Source organism: Avibacterium endocarditidis (assembly GCF_002921145.1).
In the GTDB taxonomy this organism is placed as follows: domain Bacteria; phylum Pseudomonadota; class Gammaproteobacteria; order Enterobacterales; family Pasteurellaceae; genus Avibacterium; species Avibacterium endocarditidis.
In genome coordinates, this window is sequence record NZ_PQVI01000128.1 from 1 (window position 1) to 21,506 (window position 21,506).

General features: G+C 41.0%; 21 protein-coding genes and 2 pseudogenes. 7 read left to right on the forward strand and 16 right to left on the reverse strand.

Annotated features, from left to right (window positions below; genetic code table 11):
• From C3Z13_RS09485 to C3Z13_RS09500, 4 genes are all read right to left on the reverse strand, one after another.
• A partial coding sequence (locus tag C3Z13_RS09485; protein ID WP_245872621.1) for a sensor histidine kinase N-terminal domain-containing protein occupies positions 1-650 on the reverse strand: 650 nt, incomplete at its 3' end.
• Between the two features lies 1 nt (position 651).
• Complete coding sequence (locus tag C3Z13_RS09490; RefSeq protein ID WP_103855756.1) at positions 652-1,317, reverse strand: response regulator; 666 nt, start codon at positions 1,315-1,317, stop codon at positions 652-654.
• Between the two features lie 19 nt (positions 1,318-1,336).
• Complete coding sequence (gene tenA / locus C3Z13_RS09495; RefSeq protein ID WP_103855757.1) at positions 1,337-1,987, reverse strand: thiaminase II; 651 nt, start codon at positions 1,985-1,987, stop codon at positions 1,337-1,339.
• A gap of 126 nt (positions 1,988-2,113) precedes the next feature.
• On the reverse strand, positions 2,114-2,644 hold the full coding sequence (locus tag C3Z13_RS09500) for a YgiW/YdeI family stress tolerance OB fold protein (RefSeq protein WP_103855758.1): 531 nt from the start codon (positions 2,642-2,644) through the stop codon (positions 2,114-2,116).
• Between the two features lie 98 nt (positions 2,645-2,742).
• Here C3Z13_RS09500 and C3Z13_RS09505 point away from each other — a divergent pair, with 98 nt between their 5' ends.
• Positions 2,743-3,861, forward strand: a complete 1,119-nt coding sequence (locus C3Z13_RS09505; RefSeq protein WP_103855759.1) for a pyridoxal phosphate-dependent aminotransferase — start codon at positions 2,743-2,745, stop codon at positions 3,859-3,861.
• 27 nt (positions 3,862-3,888) lie between these two features.
• A complete protein-coding gene (locus tag C3Z13_RS09510; protein WP_103855760.1) occupies positions 3,889-5,190 on the forward strand; it encodes an L-cysteine desulfidase family protein in 1,302 nt (433 codons plus the stop codon).
• Positions 5,191-5,238: 48 nt separating this feature from the next.
• Here the strand turns inward: C3Z13_RS09510 and yciH are convergent, their stop codons facing one another.
• From yciH to cmk, 7 genes and pseudogenes are all read right to left on the reverse strand, one after another.
• Positions 5,239-5,559: a stress response translation initiation inhibitor YciH gene (gene yciH / locus C3Z13_RS09515; protein ID WP_103855761.1), complete on the reverse strand. Its 321-nt coding sequence runs from the start codon at positions 5,557-5,559 to the stop codon at positions 5,239-5,241.
• A 1-nt stretch (position 5,560) separates the two neighbouring features.
• Positions 5,561-6,256 (reverse strand): orotidine-5'-phosphate decarboxylase, encoded by a 696-nt coding sequence (gene pyrF, locus C3Z13_RS09520; RefSeq protein WP_103855762.1) that lies wholly within the window; start codon positions 6,254-6,256, stop codon positions 5,561-5,563.
• Between the two features lie 18 nt (positions 6,257-6,274).
• Positions 6,275-7,462, reverse strand: coding sequence for a lipopolysaccharide assembly protein LapB (lapB, locus tag C3Z13_RS09525; protein ID WP_103855763.1), 1,188 nt, complete (start codon positions 7,460-7,462; stop codon positions 6,275-6,277).
• A pseudogene (locus C3Z13_RS09530) lies at positions 7,462-7,757 on the reverse strand (LapA family protein). The gene lapB and the pseudogene C3Z13_RS09530 overlap by 1 nt, the downstream one beginning before the upstream one ends.
• A 68-nt stretch (positions 7,758-7,825) precedes the next feature.
• Positions 7,826-8,110 carry an integration host factor subunit beta gene (locus C3Z13_RS09535; protein WP_103853141.1) on the reverse strand — a complete coding sequence of 95 codons (285 nt, stop codon included), beginning with the start codon at positions 8,108-8,110 and terminating at the stop codon, positions 7,826-7,828.
• 66 nt (positions 8,111-8,176) lie between these two features.
• Positions 8,177-9,820 (reverse strand): 30S ribosomal protein S1, encoded by a 1,644-nt coding sequence (rpsA, locus tag C3Z13_RS09540; RefSeq protein ID WP_103853142.1) that lies wholly within the window; start codon positions 9,818-9,820, stop codon positions 8,177-8,179.
• 110 nt (positions 9,821-9,930) lie between these two features.
• Positions 9,931-10,609, reverse strand: a pseudogene (gene cmk / locus C3Z13_RS09545) ((d)CMP kinase).
• A 327-nt stretch (positions 10,610-10,936) separates the two neighbouring features.
• Here cmk and C3Z13_RS09550 point away from each other — a divergent pair.
• The 4 genes from C3Z13_RS09550 (at position 10,937) to C3Z13_RS09565 (ending at position 15,096) form a co-directional block, all read left to right on the forward strand.
• Positions 10,937-11,941, forward strand: coding sequence for an ornithine carbamoyltransferase (locus tag C3Z13_RS09550; RefSeq protein ID WP_103855764.1), 1,005 nt, complete (start codon positions 10,937-10,939; stop codon positions 11,939-11,941).
• Between the two features lie 19 nt (positions 11,942-11,960).
• Positions 11,961-12,890 (forward strand): carbamate kinase, encoded by a 930-nt coding sequence (gene arcC / locus C3Z13_RS09555; RefSeq protein ID WP_103855765.1) that lies wholly within the window; start codon positions 11,961-11,963, stop codon positions 12,888-12,890.
• A 75-nt stretch (positions 12,891-12,965) separates the two neighbouring features.
• Positions 12,966-14,489: a YfcC family protein gene (locus tag C3Z13_RS09560; protein WP_103855766.1), complete on the forward strand. Its 1,524-nt coding sequence runs from the start codon at positions 12,966-12,968 to the stop codon at positions 14,487-14,489.
• A gap of 139 nt (positions 14,490-14,628) precedes the next feature.
• Positions 14,629-15,096, forward strand: a complete 468-nt coding sequence (locus tag C3Z13_RS09565) for an Lrp/AsnC family transcriptional regulator (RefSeq protein ID WP_103853147.1) — start codon at positions 14,629-14,631, stop codon at positions 15,094-15,096.
• Positions 15,097-15,143: 47 nt separating this feature from the next.
• Here the strand turns inward: C3Z13_RS09565 and C3Z13_RS09570 are convergent, their stop codons facing one another.
• From C3Z13_RS09570 to C3Z13_RS09585, 4 genes are all read right to left on the reverse strand, one after another.
• Positions 15,144-16,022, reverse strand: a complete 879-nt coding sequence (locus C3Z13_RS09570) for a VirK/YbjX family protein (RefSeq protein WP_245872622.1) — start codon at positions 16,020-16,022, stop codon at positions 15,144-15,146.
• A 92-nt stretch (positions 16,023-16,114) separates the two neighbouring features.
• Positions 16,115-17,455, reverse strand: coding sequence for an argininosuccinate synthase (gene argG / locus C3Z13_RS09575; protein ID WP_103855767.1), 1,341 nt, complete (start codon positions 17,453-17,455; stop codon positions 16,115-16,117).
• Between the two features lie 91 nt (positions 17,456-17,546).
• Positions 17,547-18,386 (reverse strand): SDR family oxidoreductase, encoded by an 840-nt coding sequence (locus tag C3Z13_RS09580; RefSeq protein WP_103855768.1) that lies wholly within the window; start codon positions 18,384-18,386, stop codon positions 17,547-17,549.
• 82 nt (positions 18,387-18,468) lie between these two features.
• Positions 18,469-19,329 carry a phosphoribosylaminoimidazolesuccinocarboxamide synthase gene (locus C3Z13_RS09585; RefSeq protein ID WP_103855769.1) on the reverse strand — a complete coding sequence of 287 codons (861 nt, stop codon included), beginning with the start codon at positions 19,327-19,329 and terminating at the stop codon, positions 18,469-18,471.
• A gap of 189 nt (positions 19,330-19,518) precedes the next feature.
• On the opposite strand from C3Z13_RS09585, the gene prfC reads away from it, so the two are divergent.
• Positions 19,519-21,108 (forward strand): peptide chain release factor 3, encoded by a 1,590-nt coding sequence (gene prfC, locus C3Z13_RS09590; RefSeq protein WP_103855770.1) that lies wholly within the window; start codon positions 19,519-19,521, stop codon positions 21,106-21,108.
• A gap of 194 nt (positions 21,109-21,302) precedes the next feature.
• Here prfC and C3Z13_RS11730 read toward each other — a convergent pair.
• On the reverse strand, positions 21,303-21,506 hold a 204-nt coding region (locus C3Z13_RS11730; protein ID WP_181022049.1), incomplete at its 5' end, for a hypothetical protein.

Sequence of the window (21,506 nt, forward strand, 5' to 3'; positions counted from 1 at the left end):
TTTGGCACTTGCTGCGTGTCGAGCGGTTGTTCATCATCAGGGCTACGCTGGCTCACCTGTTCGCTCACATTGCGCAATATAGACAGTTCGCGGCTAATGGCCCAAATGATCACGGCAAGCAACACAGGCAGGCTAGCAAACCAAATCCACATTTGACCTAGCACCATTTTTTCGACTAATTCTTGGCGATATTCCAGCTCTTGTCCCACGGCGATCATTAATCTGCCTTCCGCCGCGGGCAGCCAAAAAATTCGCCATTCATCGTCATCACCTTGCAAGGTGGTGTTATTAAAGCCCCTTTTCGGTTCATAAATGAAATTGTTGCCGTTTTCACTATCACTTAGCAGCATTTCACCATCGTGATTAAAAATTGCAAAGGCAAGGGCATCATCATCGTAATTTTTTCTTTTGCGAAAGTGCGGTGGCTTTTGGCGATAATTTTTTCCTTCGGGACGGTAGCGTTCAATTAAAATACTTCTTAAATGCGAAGTGGCTAGCCGTTTGGCGAATAAAATCTGTTGTGTATCAAAGACTTCGTTTACTTGGTTACGCGCTGCCGACCACGCAATCGCAGTAGAAGCCAGCCAAATTGCACTGGCTAACAGGGAAAGAATGAGAATTAGACGAAGACGTAAGCTACGCGGTTTCATTTTATTCCTCGATTGTGCCAAGGGCATAGCCTACGCCGTGTACCGTGCGAATAAACGGTTTGCCGAGCTTTTGGCGTAAATTGTAAATATGCACTTCCAACGCATTGCTGCTCACTTCATCGTTCCAAGTATAGAGTTTTTCTTCAATAAATCTGCGAGAAAGCACCCGCTCTTTGTTGTGCATAAACAGTTCAAGTAGCTTGTATTCCGTCCCCGTAAGCGAAACTTCTTGATTACGCAAAAAGGCTTTGTGTTGCCCCAGATCAAGGCTCACCGCACCGTGGGTGAGAAGCGATTGTGTTTGCCCATAACGGCGGCGAATGAGCGCTTGTAAGCGAGCGACCACTTCACCGAGAGCAAAGGGCTTGCCGAGATAATCGTCCGCCCCGAGTTGCAAACCTTCAATGCGTTGTTCTAAGCTATCTCGTGCGGTTAAAATAAGTACAGGCACATCTTGATTGGCTTTACGCCATTGTTGCAACACCTGCAAGCCGTCTTTTTTCGGCAAGGTGAGATCGAGCACCACGGCATCATAAGGGGCGGAAGCCAAGGCTTGCATACCGCTTTCACCGTCTTGAAACCAATCGACACTGAAACCTGATTTGCCGAGCCCAATGTTAAGCCCATCACCGATTAAAGGATCGTCTTCAATTAATAAAATTCGCATAATTTTAACCGCACTTTAGTTAGCTTAAATCCAGCCCCATTTGCCAAAAGTCAATTTCCATTCGTGTCGCCGTGGTGAAAATATGTTGTAATTGTTGCTGTTGTTTTGCTGAAACATTTTCAAATAATCCGTTGAGCATTGCGCTAAACTCCGCCGCAGCTTGTTGAAAATCTTGTGCGGCGTAAGTATCGATCCATTTCTGATAAGGATTATTCGGGGTTGGCGCTTGGCAGCCGAGCATTTTACCGATTGCCGCATAGCCCAGCATACAAGGCGCGAGGGCAGTATAAAGTTCCGCAAGCCCACCTTTGATGCCACAATCCAGCACATAACGCGTGTAAGCCACACAAGCGGTGGATTCTGGCGCTTTTTGCAGATCTTGCTCGGAAATGCTCCATTCTTGACAGAATGCGATGTGCAACTGAATTTCCTTTAATAACAAATCATTAGCTTGATGTGCGGTATGAATTTCAGCAAAATTATCCGCTTTGAAAATACCTAGCGATAATGCACGGCTGTACTGAAAGAGATAGAGATAATCTTGCTGTAAATAATGTTGAAAGCATTGGCGTGGCAGGCGACCTGTGGCGAGCTGCTGCACAAAGGAATGTTGGATATAATTATCCCAATAAGGCTGGCTTTGGGCGATCAGGTTTTCTACGGTAAACATTTGATTTTCCTTTTATGTTGAAGTAAATAATGCCATCTTGTCCCATTTACCACATAAACCCAATGAGCAAAATGCCCATTGAGTTTAGCCTAAAAAGATAAATTTGCGAATGGAATCTTTTCGCGATTAATTACTTTTTGCCATTTTTGCAACGCGTTGAACTTCCAATTCTAATTTTTTATCGGATTTATCCACTTCCGCAAGAATTTTCACTTCATCATTTGGCGTGATCGTTTTGCCACGCCACGCGTGCGGCTCAATTTCCACTTCAATTTCACCGCTCTTATCGCGGAATAAGAAATCATCTTTGCTTAATTGTTTAACAATATTTCCTTGTAAAACAATGCGTTGATCATCTTTCCAAGTTGCTTGCTCGCTAATTTGGCTTACAGGTAAATTATTCGCAAAGGATTTTTTATCCTTGGTTTGCGATTGTGGATTAGCTGGATCAACAAATCCACCGCGTTTTTTGTGCTCTTTTTTATGTTTATGATGATGCTTTTTATGCGCTTTTTCTGCTTTTTCCGCATCTGGTACGATTTGCGCTTTTTGTTCCACTGCGGCAGCTTGTTGATTGGCTGCTGGTAAATTCTCTGCGCTAACCACAAGGCTAGCAGTTGATAATAGTAAAATTGTTGCTAAACTAAGTTTTTTCATTGTTAAACTCCTTTCAAATGACAAGACGGCTGTCTTGTTGGGAACATTAAAACAAAGAAATATTAAGAGAATCTTAAGATAGGCAAAAAGGAAAAATAATGCGTTGTGAAAATATGTCGGCATTTATTGTGATGGATATTGTGCGTGAAGCGGCGAAATACCCTAATGCCATTCATTTTGAAATTGGCCAACCTGATTTACCGCCATCACCGAAAGTCAAGCAAGCCTTGCAACAAGCCATTGAAGACAATCAATTTAGTTATACAGAAAGCCTTGGCTTGCCCGCATTGCGTGAAAAAATTCGTGAATTTTACCACCGCACTTATCAAGTGGAGGTTGCGCCGCATCGCATTATTCTTACCCCCGGTACAAGTGGCGCATTTCTTGTCGCCTATGCCTTAACCCTTAATCAAGGGGATAAACTGGGGCTGACAGATCCTGCTTATCCGTGCTATAAAAATTTTGCTTATATGATGGATATTCAGCCTGAATTTATCCCTATCGATAAGCAAGATTGTTATCAGCTTGCACCACAACAGCTTGAAAATCGCCAAATTAAAGCCTTGCAAATTTCTTCACCCGCCAATCCAACGGGCAATATTTATACGCCTGAACGTCTGCAAGCGCTGAATGAATATTGCATTGCTAACCAAATTGCTTTTATTTCCGATGAGCTTTATCACGGCTTGGTTTATGATGAGCAAGCTGCGACTGCCTTACAATTTAATCCGAATGCCTATGTGATTAACGGGTTTTCTAAGTATTTTTGTATGCCGGGAATGCGTTTAGGCTGGATTATCGTGCCAGAAGAAAAGGCAAGAGAAGCGGAAATTGTGGCGCAAAACATTTTTATTTCTGCGCCCACATTGAGCCAATACGGGGCGCTGGCGGCCTTTGATTATGATTATCTTGATGAAATTAAAGGCATTTTCCAAGAACGGCGAGATTTTCTGTATAATGAATTAAAAGCCTTATTCAAGATCGAATTTAAACCACAAGGGGCATTTTATCTTTGGGCTGATGTGTCTGATTACACGCAAGATAGTTATGAATTTGCGAAAAAAATGCTGGCTGAAATTCAAGTGGCGGCTACCCCAGGGATCGATTTTGGGGAAAATGGCACCAAGCACTATCTCCGCTTTGCTTACACCAGAGAGATTGCCCATTTACGCGAGGGCGTAGAGCGAATGAAAAAATGGCTCGCTGAACAGAAATAATTACCGACAGCAAAATAAAGGAACATTATGAATTTTCAAGCAGATACCGAACAAGCCCTATTAGATATTGTAAAACAAGAAGTTGTGCCAGCCTTAGGCTGCACCGAACCCATTTCCCTTGCTTTAGCAGCGGCAACCGCACGACAATATTTAAACGCAATGCCTGAGCGTATTGAAGCAAAAGTTTCACCAAATTTAATGAAAAATGGAATGGGCGTAACTGTACCAGGGACGGGAACTTTAGGGCTGACGATGGCTGCGGCCATCGGGGCGATTGGTGGCGATCCTAATGCTGGATTGGAAGTGTTAAAAAACATCACGCCAGAACAAACCGAACAAGCGAAACAAATGATCAAGGAAGATAGAGTTTCCGTTTCAATTTTTGAAACGGAGCATATTTTGTATTCTGAAGCTACGCTTTTTCATCAGCAGGACAAAGTGTGCGTGCGCATTGCAGCACATCATACCAATGTGATTTATATTGCCAAAAATGATCAGGTGATTTTCACCAAACCTTGCGCGGTAGAAAGTGAAAATTTGTACGAAATTTTCACCGCGCTTTCAGCGAAAGCGATTTTTGATTTTTCCACCCAAGTGGATCTGGCCAAGATTAAATTTATTGATGAAGCTGAAAGGCTAAATTCAGCCCTTTCACAAGAGGGCTTACGGCAAGATTATGGCTTGCATATTGGGCGCACATTGCAAAAACAAATTGCCACGGGATTGCTCGGTGATGATTTAATGAACCGCATTATTATCGAAACCACCGCCGCCTCCGATGCGAGAATGGGGGGCGCAAATCTGCCTGCAATGAGTAATTCTGGCTCTGGTAATCAGGGGATTGCAGCGACAATGCCTGTTGTGGTAGTCGCAAAACATATTAACGCCACTGATGAACAACTCACCCGTGCGTTATTTCTTTCGCACTTAATGGCGATTTATATCCACAGCAAACTGCCAAAACTTTCCGCATTATGTGCAGCGACCACCGCAGCAATGGGTAGTTGTGCGGGCATTGCTTGGTTGCTTACGGGCAAATTTGAAACCGTAAGTATGGCAATCAGCAGTATGATTGGCGATATTAGCGGCATTATTTGTGATGGCGCAGCAAATAGCTGTGCAATGAAAGTATCCACCAGTGTAACCTCAAGTTATAAAGCGGTGCTAATGGCATTGGATAATATGCAAGTTACCGGCAACGAGGGTATTGTAGAACATTGTATCGATCGTTCAATTAATAACCTTTGCAACATTGCTTCACGCAGTATGCAATACACCGATCGACAAGTTATTGAGATTATGGTGAGTAAACCAAAGGATAAAATATAGCAAATAGTCAAAATTATCTTATTCAATGGAATATAAAGGGGGGAATCATCATCCCCCTGCTAACTTCACAATAAAGCCTTTTTGCTCTAATAATTGTTTGAGTAACTCTCGTTTTTCGCCTTGAATTTCAATCAATCCATTTTTTACCGATCCACCGCAGCCACAGCGTTTTTTCAGTTCAGCGGCTAATTTTTTCAATTCATCATCGGGCAAATCTAAGCCTTTTATTACGCTAACACCACTGCCCTTTCTTCCGCTCACTTGGCGCTCAATACGAACGATGCCATCGCCTTTAGCGCGTTCAGGCTGTGGTTTTTCTGCTTTGATTCGGCCTGTTTCAGTGGAATAAACTAAGGTACTTTCTAACATATTACCCCACAATAGACGCATTAATCGCACGTAGCACTTCTGCTGGATTTTCAGCTTGCGTAATTGGGCGACCGATAACCAAATAATCAGAGCCCGCTTGAATTGCCGCTGCTGGAGTCATTACACGGCGTTGATCGCCGAAATCAGAACCAATCGGGCGAATACCTGGGGTAATCAGTTTGAAATCTTTACCACAATGTGCGCGTAAAATTTCTACTTCCTGTGGCGAACATACCACACCGTCAAGCCCTGCTCTTTGGGTTAAATTGGCAAGACGAATCACTTGCTCCATTGGCGACGCGTTAATGCCAATTTGTAGCAAATCAAGATCTTCCATACTGGTTAGTACGGTAACGCCAATTAAAATCGGTGCATCTTTGCCATAAGGCTCGAGAATATTTTTGGCTTCTTCCATCATTCGTAAACCGCCGCTGGCATGTAAATCGACCATCCAAACGCCTAAATCTGCCGCAGAACGCACCGCTCTTGCTACTGTGTTAGGAATATCGTGAAATTTGAGATCAAGAAAAACGTCAAAATTACGGCTGTGTAGCTGTTTAATAAAATTAGTGCCTAGGGTGGTAAACATTTCTTTTCCCACCTTTAAGCGACATTGGCTTGGATCAAGTTGATCGACAAGGGCAAGCGCTTGCGCTTCTTTTTCATAATCTAGGGCAACAATCACTTTACTGCTCATTTTCACGTCCTCATTAGTTTAGTTATATTCAATATCTGGCGTTGGTTTGATGCTTTCCCATTGACGGCAAGAAGGACAGCACCAAATCAATTTATTTGTTTGATAACCACAATTCGTACAGCGATAATCAAAACCTTGTTTAATCCGCTCTCCCACCATTTTTGAGAGTAACTCGAGGCTTTCTTTACCGCGTCCTGCTTCGGCACTTTCAATTTGATATTGAATAAAGCGATGAAAAACGATTGTTGTGGGATTTTGAGTGAGCTGTTGATAAAGTTTTGCTTGCGCTGCTACAAGGCCATCTTTTTCTGCAATAAAATCAGCTAAAGCAAGATCAACGGCACTGCTTTTGCACACTTGGCTCGCTTTAATGAGAAAAAGCTCAAAATTATCTTGCTGATGTAATACTTCATAGCAATATTTTAAAGCCGACAGTGCTTCACCAATGTAAGTGGGGTTTTGCTGCAAAATATTTTCTTTTTTTACCGCACTTTGATAATCCAGTTGCAATATTTCATTTTGCGCAAGTAATAATGACGCACGGATACAGTTTGGATAAACGGTTAAAGCGCGCTGTAAAAGTGCCGTAGCCATTTTTTTTTGCTCAGCATCAAGGCTTTGGGCATATTCACAATAATAATGTGCCAAGGGGATAGGATCAAAGTGCGGTGAAATTTTGGCAAGTTTTTCCGCCACATTAATGGCTTTTTTCCATTCTTTCATTTTTTGGTAAATGACTGCCAGTTGCTGTAATGCATTTTCCGCAAAATCTGGCTCATCAACCAAAAGGATATACAATGCTTCGGCACGATCAAAAAAGCCAACGGTCATAAAATCGCGTGCAAGCTGTTGTTTGGCAAGCAGTTTTTGTTCAAAACTATAATTAGGGCTACGATCTAAGGCTTGGTGAATTCGTAATGCACGATCCACTTCGCCACGGGAACGGAATAAATTTCCTAAGGTGAGTTCGGCTTCAAATTGTGAACTTTGTTCAATTTCATTTTCTTGTTCTTGTTTTTGTAGAATGTCCAAGAACAAATCAACTGCTTTTTCTTGCTGATTAGAAAGAAGTAAATTCACCCCCGTTACATAATCACGGGATAATTTGTTGGTGATTTCTTCCTGATCCTTTTTCGCACTACGATGCCCCATATACCACCCATAAGCTGCGGCAATAGGAAGCAGTAGAAAAAGCAGTTCAAGCATTATTGTGGAGCCTTATCTCGGCTTGATGTTAATTCAGTAACTTGTGCGGAAAGGCGTTTTACCTTGCGTGCTAATCCCATATTTTTAGTTTTAATTTGAGATAGAAAAAGCCAGTAATAAACCAACCTAACAGCAAGCCAAAACCAAATAAGATAGCCACTAACGTGGAAAGCTGTAATTCGCTTTGAGCAACAATATAATTAAAGGTAATGACTTGATCATTATTCGCCCCAATGGTGATAGCAACAAGCACAACGGCGAGTAAAATAATAAAACCAAAAATATACTTAATCATTACGCACTCCAAAAGATTTATATAAATACAAAAAACGACACAAAAGGTGCCGTTTAGTTAGCTGACTATTATGCTTGAGCATCTACACGCATTCTAAGATCTTTACCCGCTTTAAAGTGCGGTACAGATTTTGCGTCTAATTCAACTTTTGCACCCGTTTTAGGATTACGTCCTACACGAGGCTGACGGAAATGTAGTGAAAAACTGCCAAAACCACGAACTTCAACACGCTCTCCATTTTCCAAGGTTTGTGCAATTTGCTCTAAAATTTCTTTTACTGCATTTTCTACATCTTTAACTGAAATAGAAGGATGTTGTTGAACTAATGTTTCAATGAGTTCTGATTTAGTCATAATATTCTCCTAACTATCAAGAAGTTAGCGTGAGTTTCCCCACGCCAACTTTAAAGGGAACTAAAATTATTCACCTTTAGCTGCTTTGAATGCTTCAGCCATTGCGTTTGGAATAACTACTTCTTCTTTATTCACGCTTGCAACTGCTGCCGCTTCTTCAGCTTGATCTTTCGCTTTCACTGATAAGTGAACTAAACGCGCTTTACGATCTACACCGGTGTATTTTGCTTCAACAACATCGCCAGCTGCAACTTCGCTTGTTAAATCAGCTGCACGGATATAACCTTCAACACCACCGTCTAATTCAACTTTAGCGCCTTTTGCATCTGCTTCAACAACTTTAGCACTTACGATTGCGCCTTTTTTGTTTGCTGCGATGAAGTTATTGAATGGATCATCTTCAAGTTGTTTGATACCTAAAGAGATACGCTCTTTTGCAGAATCCACTTGTAGAACTACGGCAGAAACTTCGTCACCTTTTTTGTAGTTACGAACTGCTTCTTCACCAGGTACATTCCAAGAAATGTCAGATAAGTGAACTAAGCCATCGATGCCACCTTCAAGACCGATGAAGATACCGAAATCAGTGATTGATTTGATTTTACCAGTAACTTTATCGCCTTTGTTGTGTGTTTCAGCAAATTGTAACCATGGGTTAGGTTTGCATTGTTTTAAACCTAAAGAAATACGACGACGATCTTCATCGATTTCTAATACCATCACTTCAACAGTATCACCTAAGCTAACTACTTTAGATGGGTGAATGTTTTTGTTTGTCCAATCCATTTCAGAAACGTGAACTAAACCTTCAACACCTTCTAAAATTTCAACGAAACAACCGTAATCTGTTAAGTTAGTTACTTTACCAGTCAATTTGCTGCCAACTGGGTGATTTTCTGCGATAGCAACCCAAGGATCTTGACCTAATTGTTTTAAGCCTAAAGAAACACGAGTGCGATCTTTATCAAATTTTAATACTTTAACTGTGATTTCATCACCTACATTCACGATTTCGCTTGGGTGTTTAACACGTTTCCAAGCCATATCTGTGATGTGTAATAAACCATCAACGCCACCTAAATCAACGAACGCACCGTAGTCAGTTAAGTTTTTAACTGTACCTTTAACTTCTGCGCCTTCTGCAAGGCTTGCTAAGATCTCTTCACGATCTTGGCTGTTTTCTGATTCGATTACAGCACGACGAGAAACAACAACGTTGTTACGTTTTTGATCTAATTTGATTACTTTAAATTCTAATTCTTTACCTAATAAGTGATCTGCATCGCGTACAGGGCGAGTATCTACTAATGAACCAGGTAAGAATGCACGAACACCGTTTAACTCAACTGTGAAACCACCTTTCACTTTACCGTTGATTAAACCGATAACAGTTGCTTGATCTTCGTAAGCTTTCTCTAATTCGATCCAAGATTCGTGACGTACTGCTTTTTCACGAGATAATTTAGTTTCACCGAAACCATCTTCAACAGCGTCTAACGCAACGTTTACCACGTCGCCAACTTTAACGTCTAATTCACCTTGTGCATTTTGGAATTCTTCAGCTGGGATACGCGCTTCAGATTTTAAACCTGCATCTACATATACGAAGCCTTTTTCAATAGCAACAACAGTACCGTTAACGATTGAACCTAAACGAGTTTCAAGGTCTTTTAATGATTCTTCAAAGAGTTGAGCAAAAGATTCTGACATAATTAATCTTCTAAATTTAGTTAATAACGTCCACTTTATATCCATAAAAAGTGGGGCTGATAATAAATGTTTATCCTTCCTTGAATAAACTGACGAAAATAATTTAAGCCTTAAAAATCAACCTTTTGGCGGATATAATCAAGGGCTTGAGCAATCACTTCCTCAATACTTAATTCCGTGCTGTCTAATAACAACGCGTCCTCAGCAGGTTTTAAAGGGGCGATTGGGCGATTTCTATCGCGAAAATCACGTTCTTCTATCTCGGCTAAAATCTGTGCAAAGTTACCACTAATTCCCTTAGTTTGCAACTGTTTATAGCGTCTTTTCGCTCTTTCTTCTGCGCTAGCATCTAAAAATAACTTCACCTGCGCATCGGGGAAAACCACGGTTCCCATATCACGCCCATCAGCAATAAGCCCTTTTTCGTTGGCAAAACTTTGCTGTAATTGCAATAATGCAGCACGAACTTGTGGGAATACCGCTACTTTAGACGCTGCCTCTGCCACTTCTTGCGTGCGAATCTGACGGCTCACCTCTTCCCCTTCTAAAATAATTTTAACTTCATTATCTTCAGGTAAAAATTCGACATCTAAATGACGAGCTAAATGTGCCAACGCCCGCTTCATCATCCAACGGCACTTGCTTTTTTAACGCCGCCAACGCGGTAACACGATAAATCGCCCCACTGTCTAACAAGGCAAAACCTAGCTTTTGCGCTAAGGCATAACATAGCGTCCCTTTGCCTGCACCACTCGGCCCATCAACGGTGATCACGAGATTTTTCTGCATAGTTATTCGTTCTCTTATTGTGTTTTTATAAGTGCGCTAATGATAGCACAGCTATGTACATTTCGCATTGTGATTTATAAAGTGCGGTACTTTTTCATGGAATTTTTGCTTTATTTCCATACAACATAAACCTTTGGCTTTTTGTTGAAAATAAATAATAAATTTTGCTTATTTTTTAGAATTTTGTACGAAAAATTTACATTCAAACAGTAAATTACACACCCTATTCGAAATCACTCTTTTTATAATTCATACCAACTTAAGGTGTTGTATCCACTGCATAATTTTATGCAGTTCTTTCCTCTCAATCATATAAGGAGAAATATTATGGCGTTTAATCTTAAAAATAGACATTTACTTAGTCTAGTTAATCACTCTGAACGTGAAATTAATTATTTGCTTGATCTTTCTCGTGATTTGAAACGAGCAAAATATGCTGGAACAGAACAACAAAAATTAAAAGGTAAAAATATTGCCTTAATTTTTGAGAAAACCTCAACACGCACTCGCTGTGCATTTGAAGTGGCCGCTTATGACCAAGGTGCAAATGTTACTTACATTGATCCAACTTCTTCACAAATTGGTCATAAAGAAAGTATGAAAGACACCGCGCGTGTACTCGGACGAATGTATGATGCCATTGAGTATCGTGGCTTCAAACAAACTGTGGTTGAAGAACTGGCAGAATATGCTGGCGTGCCAGTATTTAATGGTTTAACCGATGAATTCCACCCAACCCAAATGCTCGCCGATGTTCTCACTATGATCGAGAATTGCGATAAACCACTCACTCAAATTAAATATGTTTATATTGGTGATGGACGCAACAATGTCGGTAATTCTTTATTATTAATCGGCGCAAAATTAGGTATGGACGTGCGTATTTGTAGCCCTAAATCACTTTTACCAGAACCTGAATTAGTGGCGATGTGCGAAAAATTTGCCCAAGAAAGTGGCGCGCGCATTACCGTAACGGAAGATATTGATCTTGCAGTGAAAGATGTGGATTTTGTGCATACTGATGTATGGGTTTCTATGGGTGAGCCATTAGAAAGCTGGGGCGAACGTATTAAATTGCTTTTACCTTACCAAGTTACCCCAGAATTAATGAAACGCACTGGCAATCCAAGAGTGAAATTTATGCACTGCTTACCTGCTTTCCATAACAGTGAAACCAAAGTAGGACGTCAAATTGCCGAAACCTATCCTGAATTAGCAAATGGTATTGAAGTCACAGAAGACGTATTTGAATCGCCAATGAATATTGCTTTTGAACAAGCTGAAAACCGTATGCACACCATTAAAGCGGTGCTTTATGCGAGTTTAACCTAGCGAATAAAAGGAGCATATTATGCGAATAGTGATTGCATTAGGGGGCAACGCCCTACTCCGCCGCGGTGAGCCATTAACCGCTGAGAATCAACGGCAAAATGTGAGAATTGCGTGCGAACAAATTGCCAAGATTTGGCCTAATAATGAATTGGTCATTGCGCACGGTAATGGACCACAAGTCGGCTTATTAGCCTTACAAGGCGCGGCTTATAAAGATGTGCCAACTTATCCACTTGATGTACTGGGTGCGGAATCAGTGGGAATGATCGGTTATATGATTCAACAAGAATTAGGTAATCTTGTACCATTTGAAGTGCCGTTTGCCACCTTGCTTTCTCAGGTTGAAGTGGATAAAAATGATCCTGCATTTCAAAATCCAACAAAACCGATTGGGCCAGTTTATACCAAAGAAGAAGCGGATAAATTAGCCAAAGAAAAAGGGTGGTCAATCGCCCAAGATGGCGATAAATATCGCCGTGTTGTACCAAGTCCATTACCAAAACGAATTTTTGAAATTCGTCCTGTTCAATGGTTGCTTGAAAAAGGCAGTATTGTTATCTGCGCAGGCGGAGGTGGTATTCCAACCTACTATGATGAGCAACATAATCTTTGTGGGGTTGAAGCCGTAATCGATAAAGATCTCTGTTCGGCTTTATTAGCCGAGAATTTAGATGCGGATCTCTTTATCATCGCCACAGATGTTTCTGCGGTATATCTAAATTGGGGCAAAGAAAATCAGCAAGCTATTGCCACTGCGCCACCAGATATGATCGAAGAAATGCCATTCCCTTCTGGTTCAATGGGGCCAAAAGTGCAAGCAGCGGTGAATTTTGTTAAACATACGGGTAAAGATGCTGTGATAGGTTCACTTTCTGATATTGTGGACATTGTGAAAGGTAAAGCGGGTACGCGTATTACAACAAAAGCCAAAGACATCACCTATTATTAGGTGAGCAATGAATACGCTTTATCTCAGTATAAAGCGTATTCTTACCATAACTTGCTGTATATAAAGGAGTATATTATGGAAAACGCACATAAAAAGACCTTTAACTTTCCGTCAGCATTTTCAATTTTATTTGTCATTTTAATTATTGCTGTAGCGCTCACTTGGATTATTCCAGCCGGTTCTTATTCCAAGCTCACTTATAATTCGGCAAATAATGTCTTTGTGGTAAAAACTTATCAGCAAGAAGATACCGTTTTACCAGCCACCAAAGAATCCCTTGATAATTTGAATATTAAAATTGAATTATCAAACTTCACCGAAGGCACAATCAAAAAACCGATTGCCATTCCGGGAACTTATCAACGTGTTCAACAAAATCCTAAAACCCTGCAAGATATTGCTATCAGTATGGTGCAAGGTACGATTGATGCCGCAGATATTATGGTCTTTATCTTCGTCTTAGGGGGAATGATCGGGGTGATTAACCGCACAGGCTCTTTTAATGCGGGGCTAACCGCACTGGCCAATCGCACCAAAGGCAATGAATTTTTAATTGTTTTCTGCGTATCTGTGCTAATGGTTATTGGCGGTACAACTTGCGGTATTGAAGAAGAAGCGGTTGCTTTCTATCCTATTCTCGTTCCCGTATTTCTTGCTCTGGGCTATGATGCAATAGTTTGCGTAGGGGCAATTTTCCTTGCTGCATCAATGGGAACGGCATTTTCCACCATTAATCCATTCTCTGTGGTGATCGCTTCCAATGCAGCAGGTATTCCATTTACAGAAGGGATTACTTGGCGATTTGTGGGGCTAATTCTCGGCTCAATTTGTGTTATCGCTTATCTTTACTGGTACTGCAAAAAAGTAAAAGCCGATCCAACGGCATCTTACACCTATGAAGATCGCGAAGAATTTGTCCAAAAATATATGAAAAACATTGATACAGCCCAGATCATTGAATTCACCACGCGCAGAAAAATCATTTTAATGCTGTTCTGTATTGCGTTTCCGATTATGGTTTGGGGAGTGATGTTCGGAGGCTGGTGGTTCCCACAAATGGCGGCTTCTTTCCTTACCATCACAATTATCATTATGTTTATCTCTAAACTGAAAGAAAAAGAAATCGTCAATGCCTTTACTGAAGGGGCATCAGAACTTGTGGGCGTTTCTCTTATCATCGGTTTAGCGCGTGGGGTAAATCTTGTACTTGATGAAGGAATGATTTCCGACACCATTCTTGCCTACGCATCAGAACTGGTTTCTGGTGTACCGGGTAGTGTGTTTATTTTGGCGCAACTTGTGATTTTCATCTTCCTTGGTTTGATTGTGCCGTCTTCATCTGGTTTGGCTGTGCTTGCAATGCCAATTATGGCACCACTTGCAGACACCGTGGGCATTCCAAGACACATCATTGTATCTGCCTACAACTGGGGACAATACGCAATGTTATTCCTTGCTCCAACAGGACTTGTTCTAGTTACTCTGCAAATGCTCAACATTCCATTTAACAAATGGGTACGTTTTGTGATGCCAATGATTGGATGCTTGCTAGTGATAGGTTCAATCTTACTCGTTGTGCAAGTTTCACTTTACACCTAACGTCTATACACTTGCGTACAAGCAAATTGTACGCAAGTGCTTTTTTGCAAAGAATCTGCCAAACAATAACCTAGATCACAGTTTTACCCGGATTATCTTGTTATAATCGATCTCGCACAAAGCTACACAAGGATAACGTATGGCTAAGAAAGTGTTTGATAATATTGATACTCGCATTTTAAGAGCATTACAACGCAATGGACGCTTGCAAAATAACGAGTTAGCCAAAGAAGTGGGATTATCTAATTCCGCTTGTTTACGCCGAGTTAATATATTAGAGCAAAGTGGCGTGATTGATAATTATGTCGCTTTGCTTAATCCGCAAAAACTTAACTGCAATCTAGTGATTTATGTGCTAGGTTCATTTTTTGAAGAAGATCTCAAAGTCCGCGAACGCTTTATGTTCGAAATGAAATCCCTACCCCAAATTGCAGAATGTCATCTAATGGCGGGAGATTATGATTTTATTCTAAAATTATTTGTTTCCGACCTTGAAGAATTTCATTCCATCAAAATGCGTTATCTCACCAAAGAAATCGGCATTAAAAATATCAAATCTGAAATCGCTCTAAAAACCGTCAAAAACACCACCGAACTTCCACTCTAATTTCTGTAAAAAACAAAACCAAAGTGCGGTAACTTTTGGGCTTATTTTTAGTTAAATACTACGCTTAAATCGGTTTCCAGTTTATCCAACATTTCATAGCGCTTACGATACATAGAACGCTTTTTACTCTGAATTTCTTCCAAAGGCTTACGCTCAATCTCTAACGGTAACGCCCAATAACCCTGTGTATTCAGCTTTCCATTGTTTTCTTGCCAGAATTCGTCATAGTTGAATAAAAGTCGATTAAAATCATTCCAGCGGTATTTAGATTGGTTCTTATGAGCTATAGCAATTAATTCACAATCCCAGAGCTGACTTAATAATTTAAATACATTAACAATCATAAACATCGGGCGAATCCCATGTAATGATTTGGTTGCTGATTTAACCAATTGTTGAGAATTCTCCTCATTAGGTCCTTGAATTGAAGCAATTAATAATTGATTTGGAGATAAAAAAGTGAAAGATGAATCATACACACTTTCATTGTCCTGATTCTTAATATTAATGGATAAAAAACCTTCAAAAGGATCTATGGCATTAATGTTCAGATAAAGCTTCAAACCATCAGGTAACTCAGATAATAAAATGTGATTTTGTTTTGCCAACTTATCGACAATGGATGTTCCCCAAAATTTTTCTGCTAATTCGAAGTTATTTAAGATTGCTTGAATACGAGCTTTCTTGCTAAAACGAGTATCGCAATACTTTCTTAAAACAGCATTGCAGCGATAGGGTACTTTTTTAAAAATAGGCAACCATTGTGGATTCTGATTAAGAAAATGAACAAACTGATTACATTCTTTATAACATTGCAAACGATAGAAATAGTAACGAATACGAGAACGTAATCTTTTTAGGAAACGCTTATCATAAGGTTGCAATGTTTTAAAATCAGGAAAGAAAACAAGCTGGACATAAAACACCGATAAAAAGCCAAAATAAGGCGGAAATTTTAATAAAAATGACCGCACTTTCAATGTAATAAAAGTGCGGTCACATTTTCACAAGGTTTTAATTAATCTTTCTTATGGCTTAATTGCGGTAAGAAAGATTCTTTTGAAATGCTGAGTAACCCAGTTTGGGTGTAAATGCCTAATTTATCGCGAGTATCCACAATGTCTAAGTTACGCATTGTTAATTGGCCGATACGATCTAATGGATCGAATGGCGCATTTTCAATTTTTTCCATACTCAAACGCTCTGGGTGATAAGTGCTGTTCGCAGATGAGGTGTTTAAGATGGAATAATCGTTACCACGGCGTAACTCAAGGGTAACTTCCCCTGTGATCGCGCGGGCCACCCAGCGTTGCGCAGTTTCACGCAACATTAACGCTTGCGGATCGAACCAACGGCCTTGATACAATAAACGCCCTAAACGTAAACCGTTAATGCGGTATTGTTCAATGGTGTCTTCGTTGTGGATTGCGCTGAGTAAACGCTCGTAAGCAATGTGTAATAATGCCATTCCCGGCGCTTCATAAATACCACGAGATTTCGCTTCAATAATGCGGTTTTCAATTTGATCTGACATACCTAAACCGTGGCGACCACCAATGCGGTTTGCTTCAAGGAAGAGTTCCACTAAATCGCTAAATGATTTGCCATTTAACGCCACTGGCACGCCTTCTTCAAAGCGTACGGTTACTTCTTCAGGTTTGATTTCTACGTCTTCACGCCAGAATGGCACGCCCATAATTGGGTTTACAATGCGAATGCCACGGCTTAATAATTCTAAATCTTTCGCTTCGTGCGTTGCTCCAAGCATATTGGAATCTGTTGAGTAGGCTTTTTCTACCGACATTTTGTATTCAAAACCATTCGCGATTAAGAATTCAGACATTTCGTGGCGGCCGCCAAGCTCTTCAATAAAACGGTTATCTAACCAAGGTTTGTAAATTTTTAAATGTGGATTGGTTAATAAACCATAGCGATAAAAACGTTCAATATCGTTGCCTTTGAAGGTACTACCATCGCCCCAGATATTTACATCATCTTCTTTCATTGCAGAAACCAACATTGTGCCAGTTACCGCACGGCCTAATGGCGTGGTGTTGAAGTAGGTTGCGCCACCAGTAGAAATATGGAATGCACCACATTGGATTGCAGCAATCCCTTCGTGCGCAAGCTGGCTGCGACAGTCGATTAAACGTGCGTTTTCTGCACCGTATTCCATCGCTTTGCGTGGAATCGCGTTGTAATCTTCTTCATCGGGCTGACCTAAATTTGCGGTATATGCGTAAGGAATCGCGCCATTTTGACGCATCCAAAGCAATGCTGCACTGGTATCTAATCCGCCTGAAAAGGCAATCCCAACTTTTTGCCCTACTGGAAGGCTTTGTAAAATCGTGTTTGACATAGTAATACCTTATGGTTTTATTTAAGTTATCGTTTGCGTGATTTTAAATCGGCTTATTATCAATGAAATTGCCTTTAAAGTCTATGCGATATTAAAGAGATTTTTCTTGCTCTGGGATCATCAAATCTGGATCGGGATATTGATAAACAAAATCCAACTCTTGGCAAATTTTATTACCCTCAATAATCCGCTTAGGATCATCAGAAGAACATACAAAGTGCGGTGCAATTAGCCCCAGTTTTTCCGCCATTTGCCCGTAATATTGTGCTTTGGGCGGGTGATGGGGTGCAGAAAGATGATACAACCGCTGTCCGCTTGGCGTTTCAAGTAAAAGCTGAATGGCGCGTGCGCAATCATCAATATGCACTAAATTCACTGGCGTGTTGCCCTGCTGTACTTCTTGTTTATTTGCCAATGAATAGACAGGGTGCCGATCTGATCCAACCAGTCCAGCAAAGCGGATAATATCACAATCCACATTCGGCAATGCCGCCAACCATTGTTCAATTTCCAGCAAGCCCTGCCCGATTTCACTGTCTGGCTGTGGGATCTGCGTTTCATCAAAATGCCCATTTTGCATCGGAAAAACAGAGCTAGAGCTAATAAAAATAAAATGCTGAACGCCGTGATTTAACGCTTCATTCACCAGATTTTTGATGCCCTGCACATAATCCTGCACATTGAAGAAATATTGACTTGGCGGAATGTTGATGACAAGGCTGTCCACCGCCAACAGCACCGATAAATCATCAGGATCAGCGTTAATTTCAGGCTCCAGCAACAAATGATAGGTTTCAAATCGCATTAAACGCATTTGCTCCACTTCATCGTGCGTGCGTTTCGTGCCTTTTACCGTCCAGCCTAAATGTTTTAAATGGCGCGCAAGGGGCAACCCCAACCAACCTAATCCAACGATTGCAACAGATCGCATATTACCTCAATTATCAAATTATCGTGCGGTAAATTCTAGCCGAAAAAGCACCGCACTTAAAAATAATTTGCTTGCAGATTCATTATTTCGTCAATAAATCCAACGCTTCTTGGTATTTATCCACGGTTTTTTGAATGACATCTGCGGGAACTTTTGGCGCTGGGGGTTCTTTATTCCAACCGCTGTTTTCTAGCCAATCGCGGATAAATTGTTTATCGAAAGACGGGGGATTGACGCCTTCTTGATAGGTATCTACCGACCAGAAACGGCTAGAATCTGGCGTTAGCACTTCGTCCATTAAGGTGAGCGTGCCGTTTTCATCTAAACCAAATTCAAACTTGGTATCACAAATAATGATGCCTTTAGTCAGTGCATATTCTGCCGCCGCTTTGTAAAGGGCTAGCGCTTTTTCTTTCACTTGGGCTGCCAGTTCTGCGCCAATCAATTGTTCACATTCTGCATAACTGATATTGATGTCGTGATTGCCCACTTCTTCTTTGCTTGACGGGGTGAAAATGGGTTCAGGCAATTTGCTCGCTTCTTGCAAACCTTTTGGTAATTCCAAGCCACAAATCGTGCCTGTTTGTAAGTAGTCTTTTAGGCCGCTTCCTGTAAGGTAGCCGCGCACGATAGATTCAATTTTAATCGGCGTTAAGCGTTTACAGACAACCGCGCGATCTTTGACTAAATCCGCTTCTGCTTTTGGTAACACATCATACACCGTATCGCCAGTGAAATGATTCGGCATAATTGAGGCTAATTTGTTAAACCAAAAATTGGAAATCTGGGTAAGAATTTCGCCTTTACGCGGAATGGGATCATCTAAAATTACATCAAATGCAGATAAACGATCGGTGGCAACCATCAGCATTCGTTTATCGTCAATTTCATAGAGATCGCGCACTTTGCCCGAATAGATTTTTTTTAAACTTAGCTCGCTCATTTTGGCCTCTTTTTAATTCGTGAAAAAACTGTTGCATATTGTACCGCACTTTTCCCCTTTTGAAGCAAACGATTGCTTAATTTTTTTTCATTCAGGGAAAAATCGTGCAAAGACAAAATAAAAGATTGAGAATAGGCTAAATATCAGGGAAAATAGAGCCCATTTTTTTGACGATATACTTAGAGAACAATGTCTTTGAACGATTATCCACAACAAGTTAATAAGCGCAGAACCTTTGCAATTATTTCCCACCCCGATGCGGGTAAAACCACCATTACGGAAAAAGTATTGCTTTACGGAAATGCCATTCAAAAAGCTGGCTCAGTAAAAGGAAAAGGCTCGGCCCAGCACGCTAAATCCGACTGGATGGAAATGGAAAAACAACGGGGAATTTCCATTACCACCTCCGTAATGCAATTTCCTTATAACGAATGCTTGGTGAATTTGCTTGATACCCCCGGACACGAAGATTTCTCGGAAGATACTTACCGCACTTTGACCGCGGTAGATAGCTGCTTAATGGTCATTGACAGTGCAAAAGGGGTGGAGGAACGAACCATTAAATTGATGGAAGTTACCCGTCTGCGCGACACGCCAATTCTCACGTTTATGAATAAATTAGACCGTGATATTCGTGATCCGATGGAATTATTGGACGAAGTGGAAAGCGTGTTAAATATCCATTGTGCGCCTATCACTTGGCCAATTGGTTGCGGAAAACTTTTCAAGGGTGTGTATCATTTATACAAAGACGAAACCTATCTTTACCAAACAGGACAAGGGCATACCATTCAGGAAGTGCGCGTGGTGAAAGGCCTTGATAATCCTGAGTTAGATGAAGCCGTAGGTTCAGATTTAGCGCAACAATTACGCGATGAATTAGAGCTGGTGAAAGGTGCGTCTAATGAATTTGATCTGCCACTCTTTTTAAGTGGTGAGCTAACTCCTGTGTTCTTTGGAACGGCATTGGGTAACTTTGGTGTTGATCATTTTCTTGATGGCTTAACCCAATGGGCGCCCGCGCCACAAGCTCGCCAAGCGGATACACGTATTGTAGAAAGTAGCGAAGAAAAATTGACCGGATTTGTATTTAAAATCCAAGCCAATATGGATCCTAAGCACCGCGACCGTGTTGCGTTTATGCGTATTGTTTCAGGTAAATATGAAAAAGGAATGAAATTGCGCCACGTTCGTATCGGCAAAGATGTGGTGATTTCTGATGCACTCACCTTTATGGCTGGCGATCGCACTCACGCAGATGAAGCCTATGCAGGCGATATTATCGGCTTGCATAACCACGGAACAATCCAAATTGGCGATACCTTTACCCAAGGGGAAGAATTAAAATTCACTGGCATTCCAAACTTTGCGCCAGAATTATTCCGCCGCATTCGTCTTAAAGATCCGCTCAAACAAAAGCAATTACTCAAAGGTTTAGTGCAGCTTTCCGAAGAAGGTGCGGTACAAGTTTTCCGCCCATTAACTAATAATGATTTAATTGTTGGTGCGGTTGGGGTGCTACAGTTTGATGTGGTAGTTGCGCGCTTAAAATCGGAATATAACGTGGAAGCCATTTACGAAACGGTAAATGTTGCCACTGCACGTTGGGTGGAATGTGATGATGCGAAGAAATTTGAAGAATTTAAACGCAAAAATGAACAAAATCTCGCCCTAGATGGGGGGGATAATCTCACTTATATTGCGCCAACAATGGTTAATCTCAATCTTGCCCAAGAGCGTTATCCTGATGTCGCGTTCTTTAAAACAAGAGAACATTAAAAACTAAAATGGGAATAAATGATTACTACTTTTTGTATAAAGATTAATAGTGTTCTTAGTTACAATGTGTCAATTCAGGGCTATCTAAGGGATAACCGGTAATGGCTTTCTCTAGAGTAGCGAATGCGAATGTTCTTAAATTCACGGCCATCTGGGAGATGACCGCATTGATGTAAAACGCGTGAAACCTGAAATCAGAGTTTCAATTCACGGCCATCTGGGAGATGGCCGGCAAATTCATCTTTAGTGCCGGTATCGCCAATCGGTTTCAATTCACAGCCATCTGGGAGATGGCCGATTTGTTGCAAGATAGAAATATAGCCGTCTTGCTGTTTCAATTTCACGGCCATCTGGGAGATGGCCGCCAATCCTTGTGGCGTTTGCGAACATTGTAAAGC

Bases quoted from the DNA above. Each gene is read 5' to 3' on its own strand.
- C3Z13_RS09565 (WP_103853147.1), top strand. From the start codon at position 14,629: ATGGCTAAGAAAGTGTTTGATAATATTGATACTCGCATTTTAAGAGCA.
- C3Z13_RS09500 (WP_103855758.1), bottom strand. From the start codon at position 2,644: ATGAAAAAACTTAGTTTAGCAACAATTTTACTATTATCAACTGCTAGC.
- C3Z13_RS09490 (WP_103855756.1), bottom strand. From the start codon at position 1,317: ATGCGAATTTTATTAATTGAAGACGATCCTTTAATCGGTGATGGGCTT.
- C3Z13_RS09535 (WP_103853141.1), bottom strand. From the start codon at position 8,110: ATGACTAAATCAGAACTCATTGAAACATTAGTTCAACAACATCCTTCT.
- prfC (WP_103855770.1), top strand. From the start codon at position 19,519: ATGTCTTTGAACGATTATCCACAACAAGTTAATAAGCGCAGAACCTTT.
- C3Z13_RS09510 (WP_103855760.1), top strand. From the start codon at position 3,889: ATGAATTTTCAAGCAGATACCGAACAAGCCCTATTAGATATTGTAAAA.
- C3Z13_RS09560 (WP_103855766.1), top strand. From the start codon at position 12,966: ATGGAAAACGCACATAAAAAGACCTTTAACTTTCCGTCAGCATTTTCA.
- C3Z13_RS09550 (WP_103855764.1), top strand. From the start codon at position 10,937: ATGGCGTTTAATCTTAAAAATAGACATTTACTTAGTCTAGTTAATCAC.
- lapB (WP_103855763.1), bottom strand. From the start codon at position 7,462: ATGCTTGAACTGCTTTTTCTACTGCTTCCTATTGCCGCAGCTTATGGG.
- C3Z13_RS09580 (WP_103855768.1), bottom strand. From the start codon at position 18,386: ATGCGATCTGTTGCAATCGTTGGATTAGGTTGGTTGGGGTTGCCCCTT.
- yciH (WP_103855761.1), bottom strand. From the start codon at position 5,559: ATGTTAGAAAGTACCTTAGTTTATTCCACTGAAACAGGCCGAATCAAA.
- pyrF (WP_103855762.1), bottom strand. From the start codon at position 6,256: ATGAGCAGTAAAGTGATTGTTGCCCTAGATTATGAAAAAGAAGCGCAA.
- arcC (WP_103855765.1), top strand. From the start codon at position 11,961: ATGCGAATAGTGATTGCATTAGGGGGCAACGCCCTACTCCGCCGCGGT.
- C3Z13_RS09505 (WP_103855759.1), top strand. From the start codon at position 2,743: ATGCGTTGTGAAAATATGTCGGCATTTATTGTGATGGATATTGTGCGT.
- tenA (WP_103855757.1), bottom strand. From the start codon at position 1,987: ATGTTTACCGTAGAAAACCTGATCGCCCAAAGCCAGCCTTATTGGGAT.
- rpsA (WP_103853142.1), bottom strand. From the start codon at position 9,820: ATGTCAGAATCTTTTGCTCAACTCTTTGAAGAATCATTAAAAGACCTT.
- C3Z13_RS09585 (WP_103855769.1), bottom strand. From the start codon at position 19,329: ATGAGCGAGCTAAGTTTAAAAAAAATCTATTCGGGCAAAGTGCGCGAT.
- argG (WP_103855767.1), bottom strand. From the start codon at position 17,455: ATGTCAAACACGATTTTACAAAGCCTTCCAGTAGGGCAAAAAGTTGGG.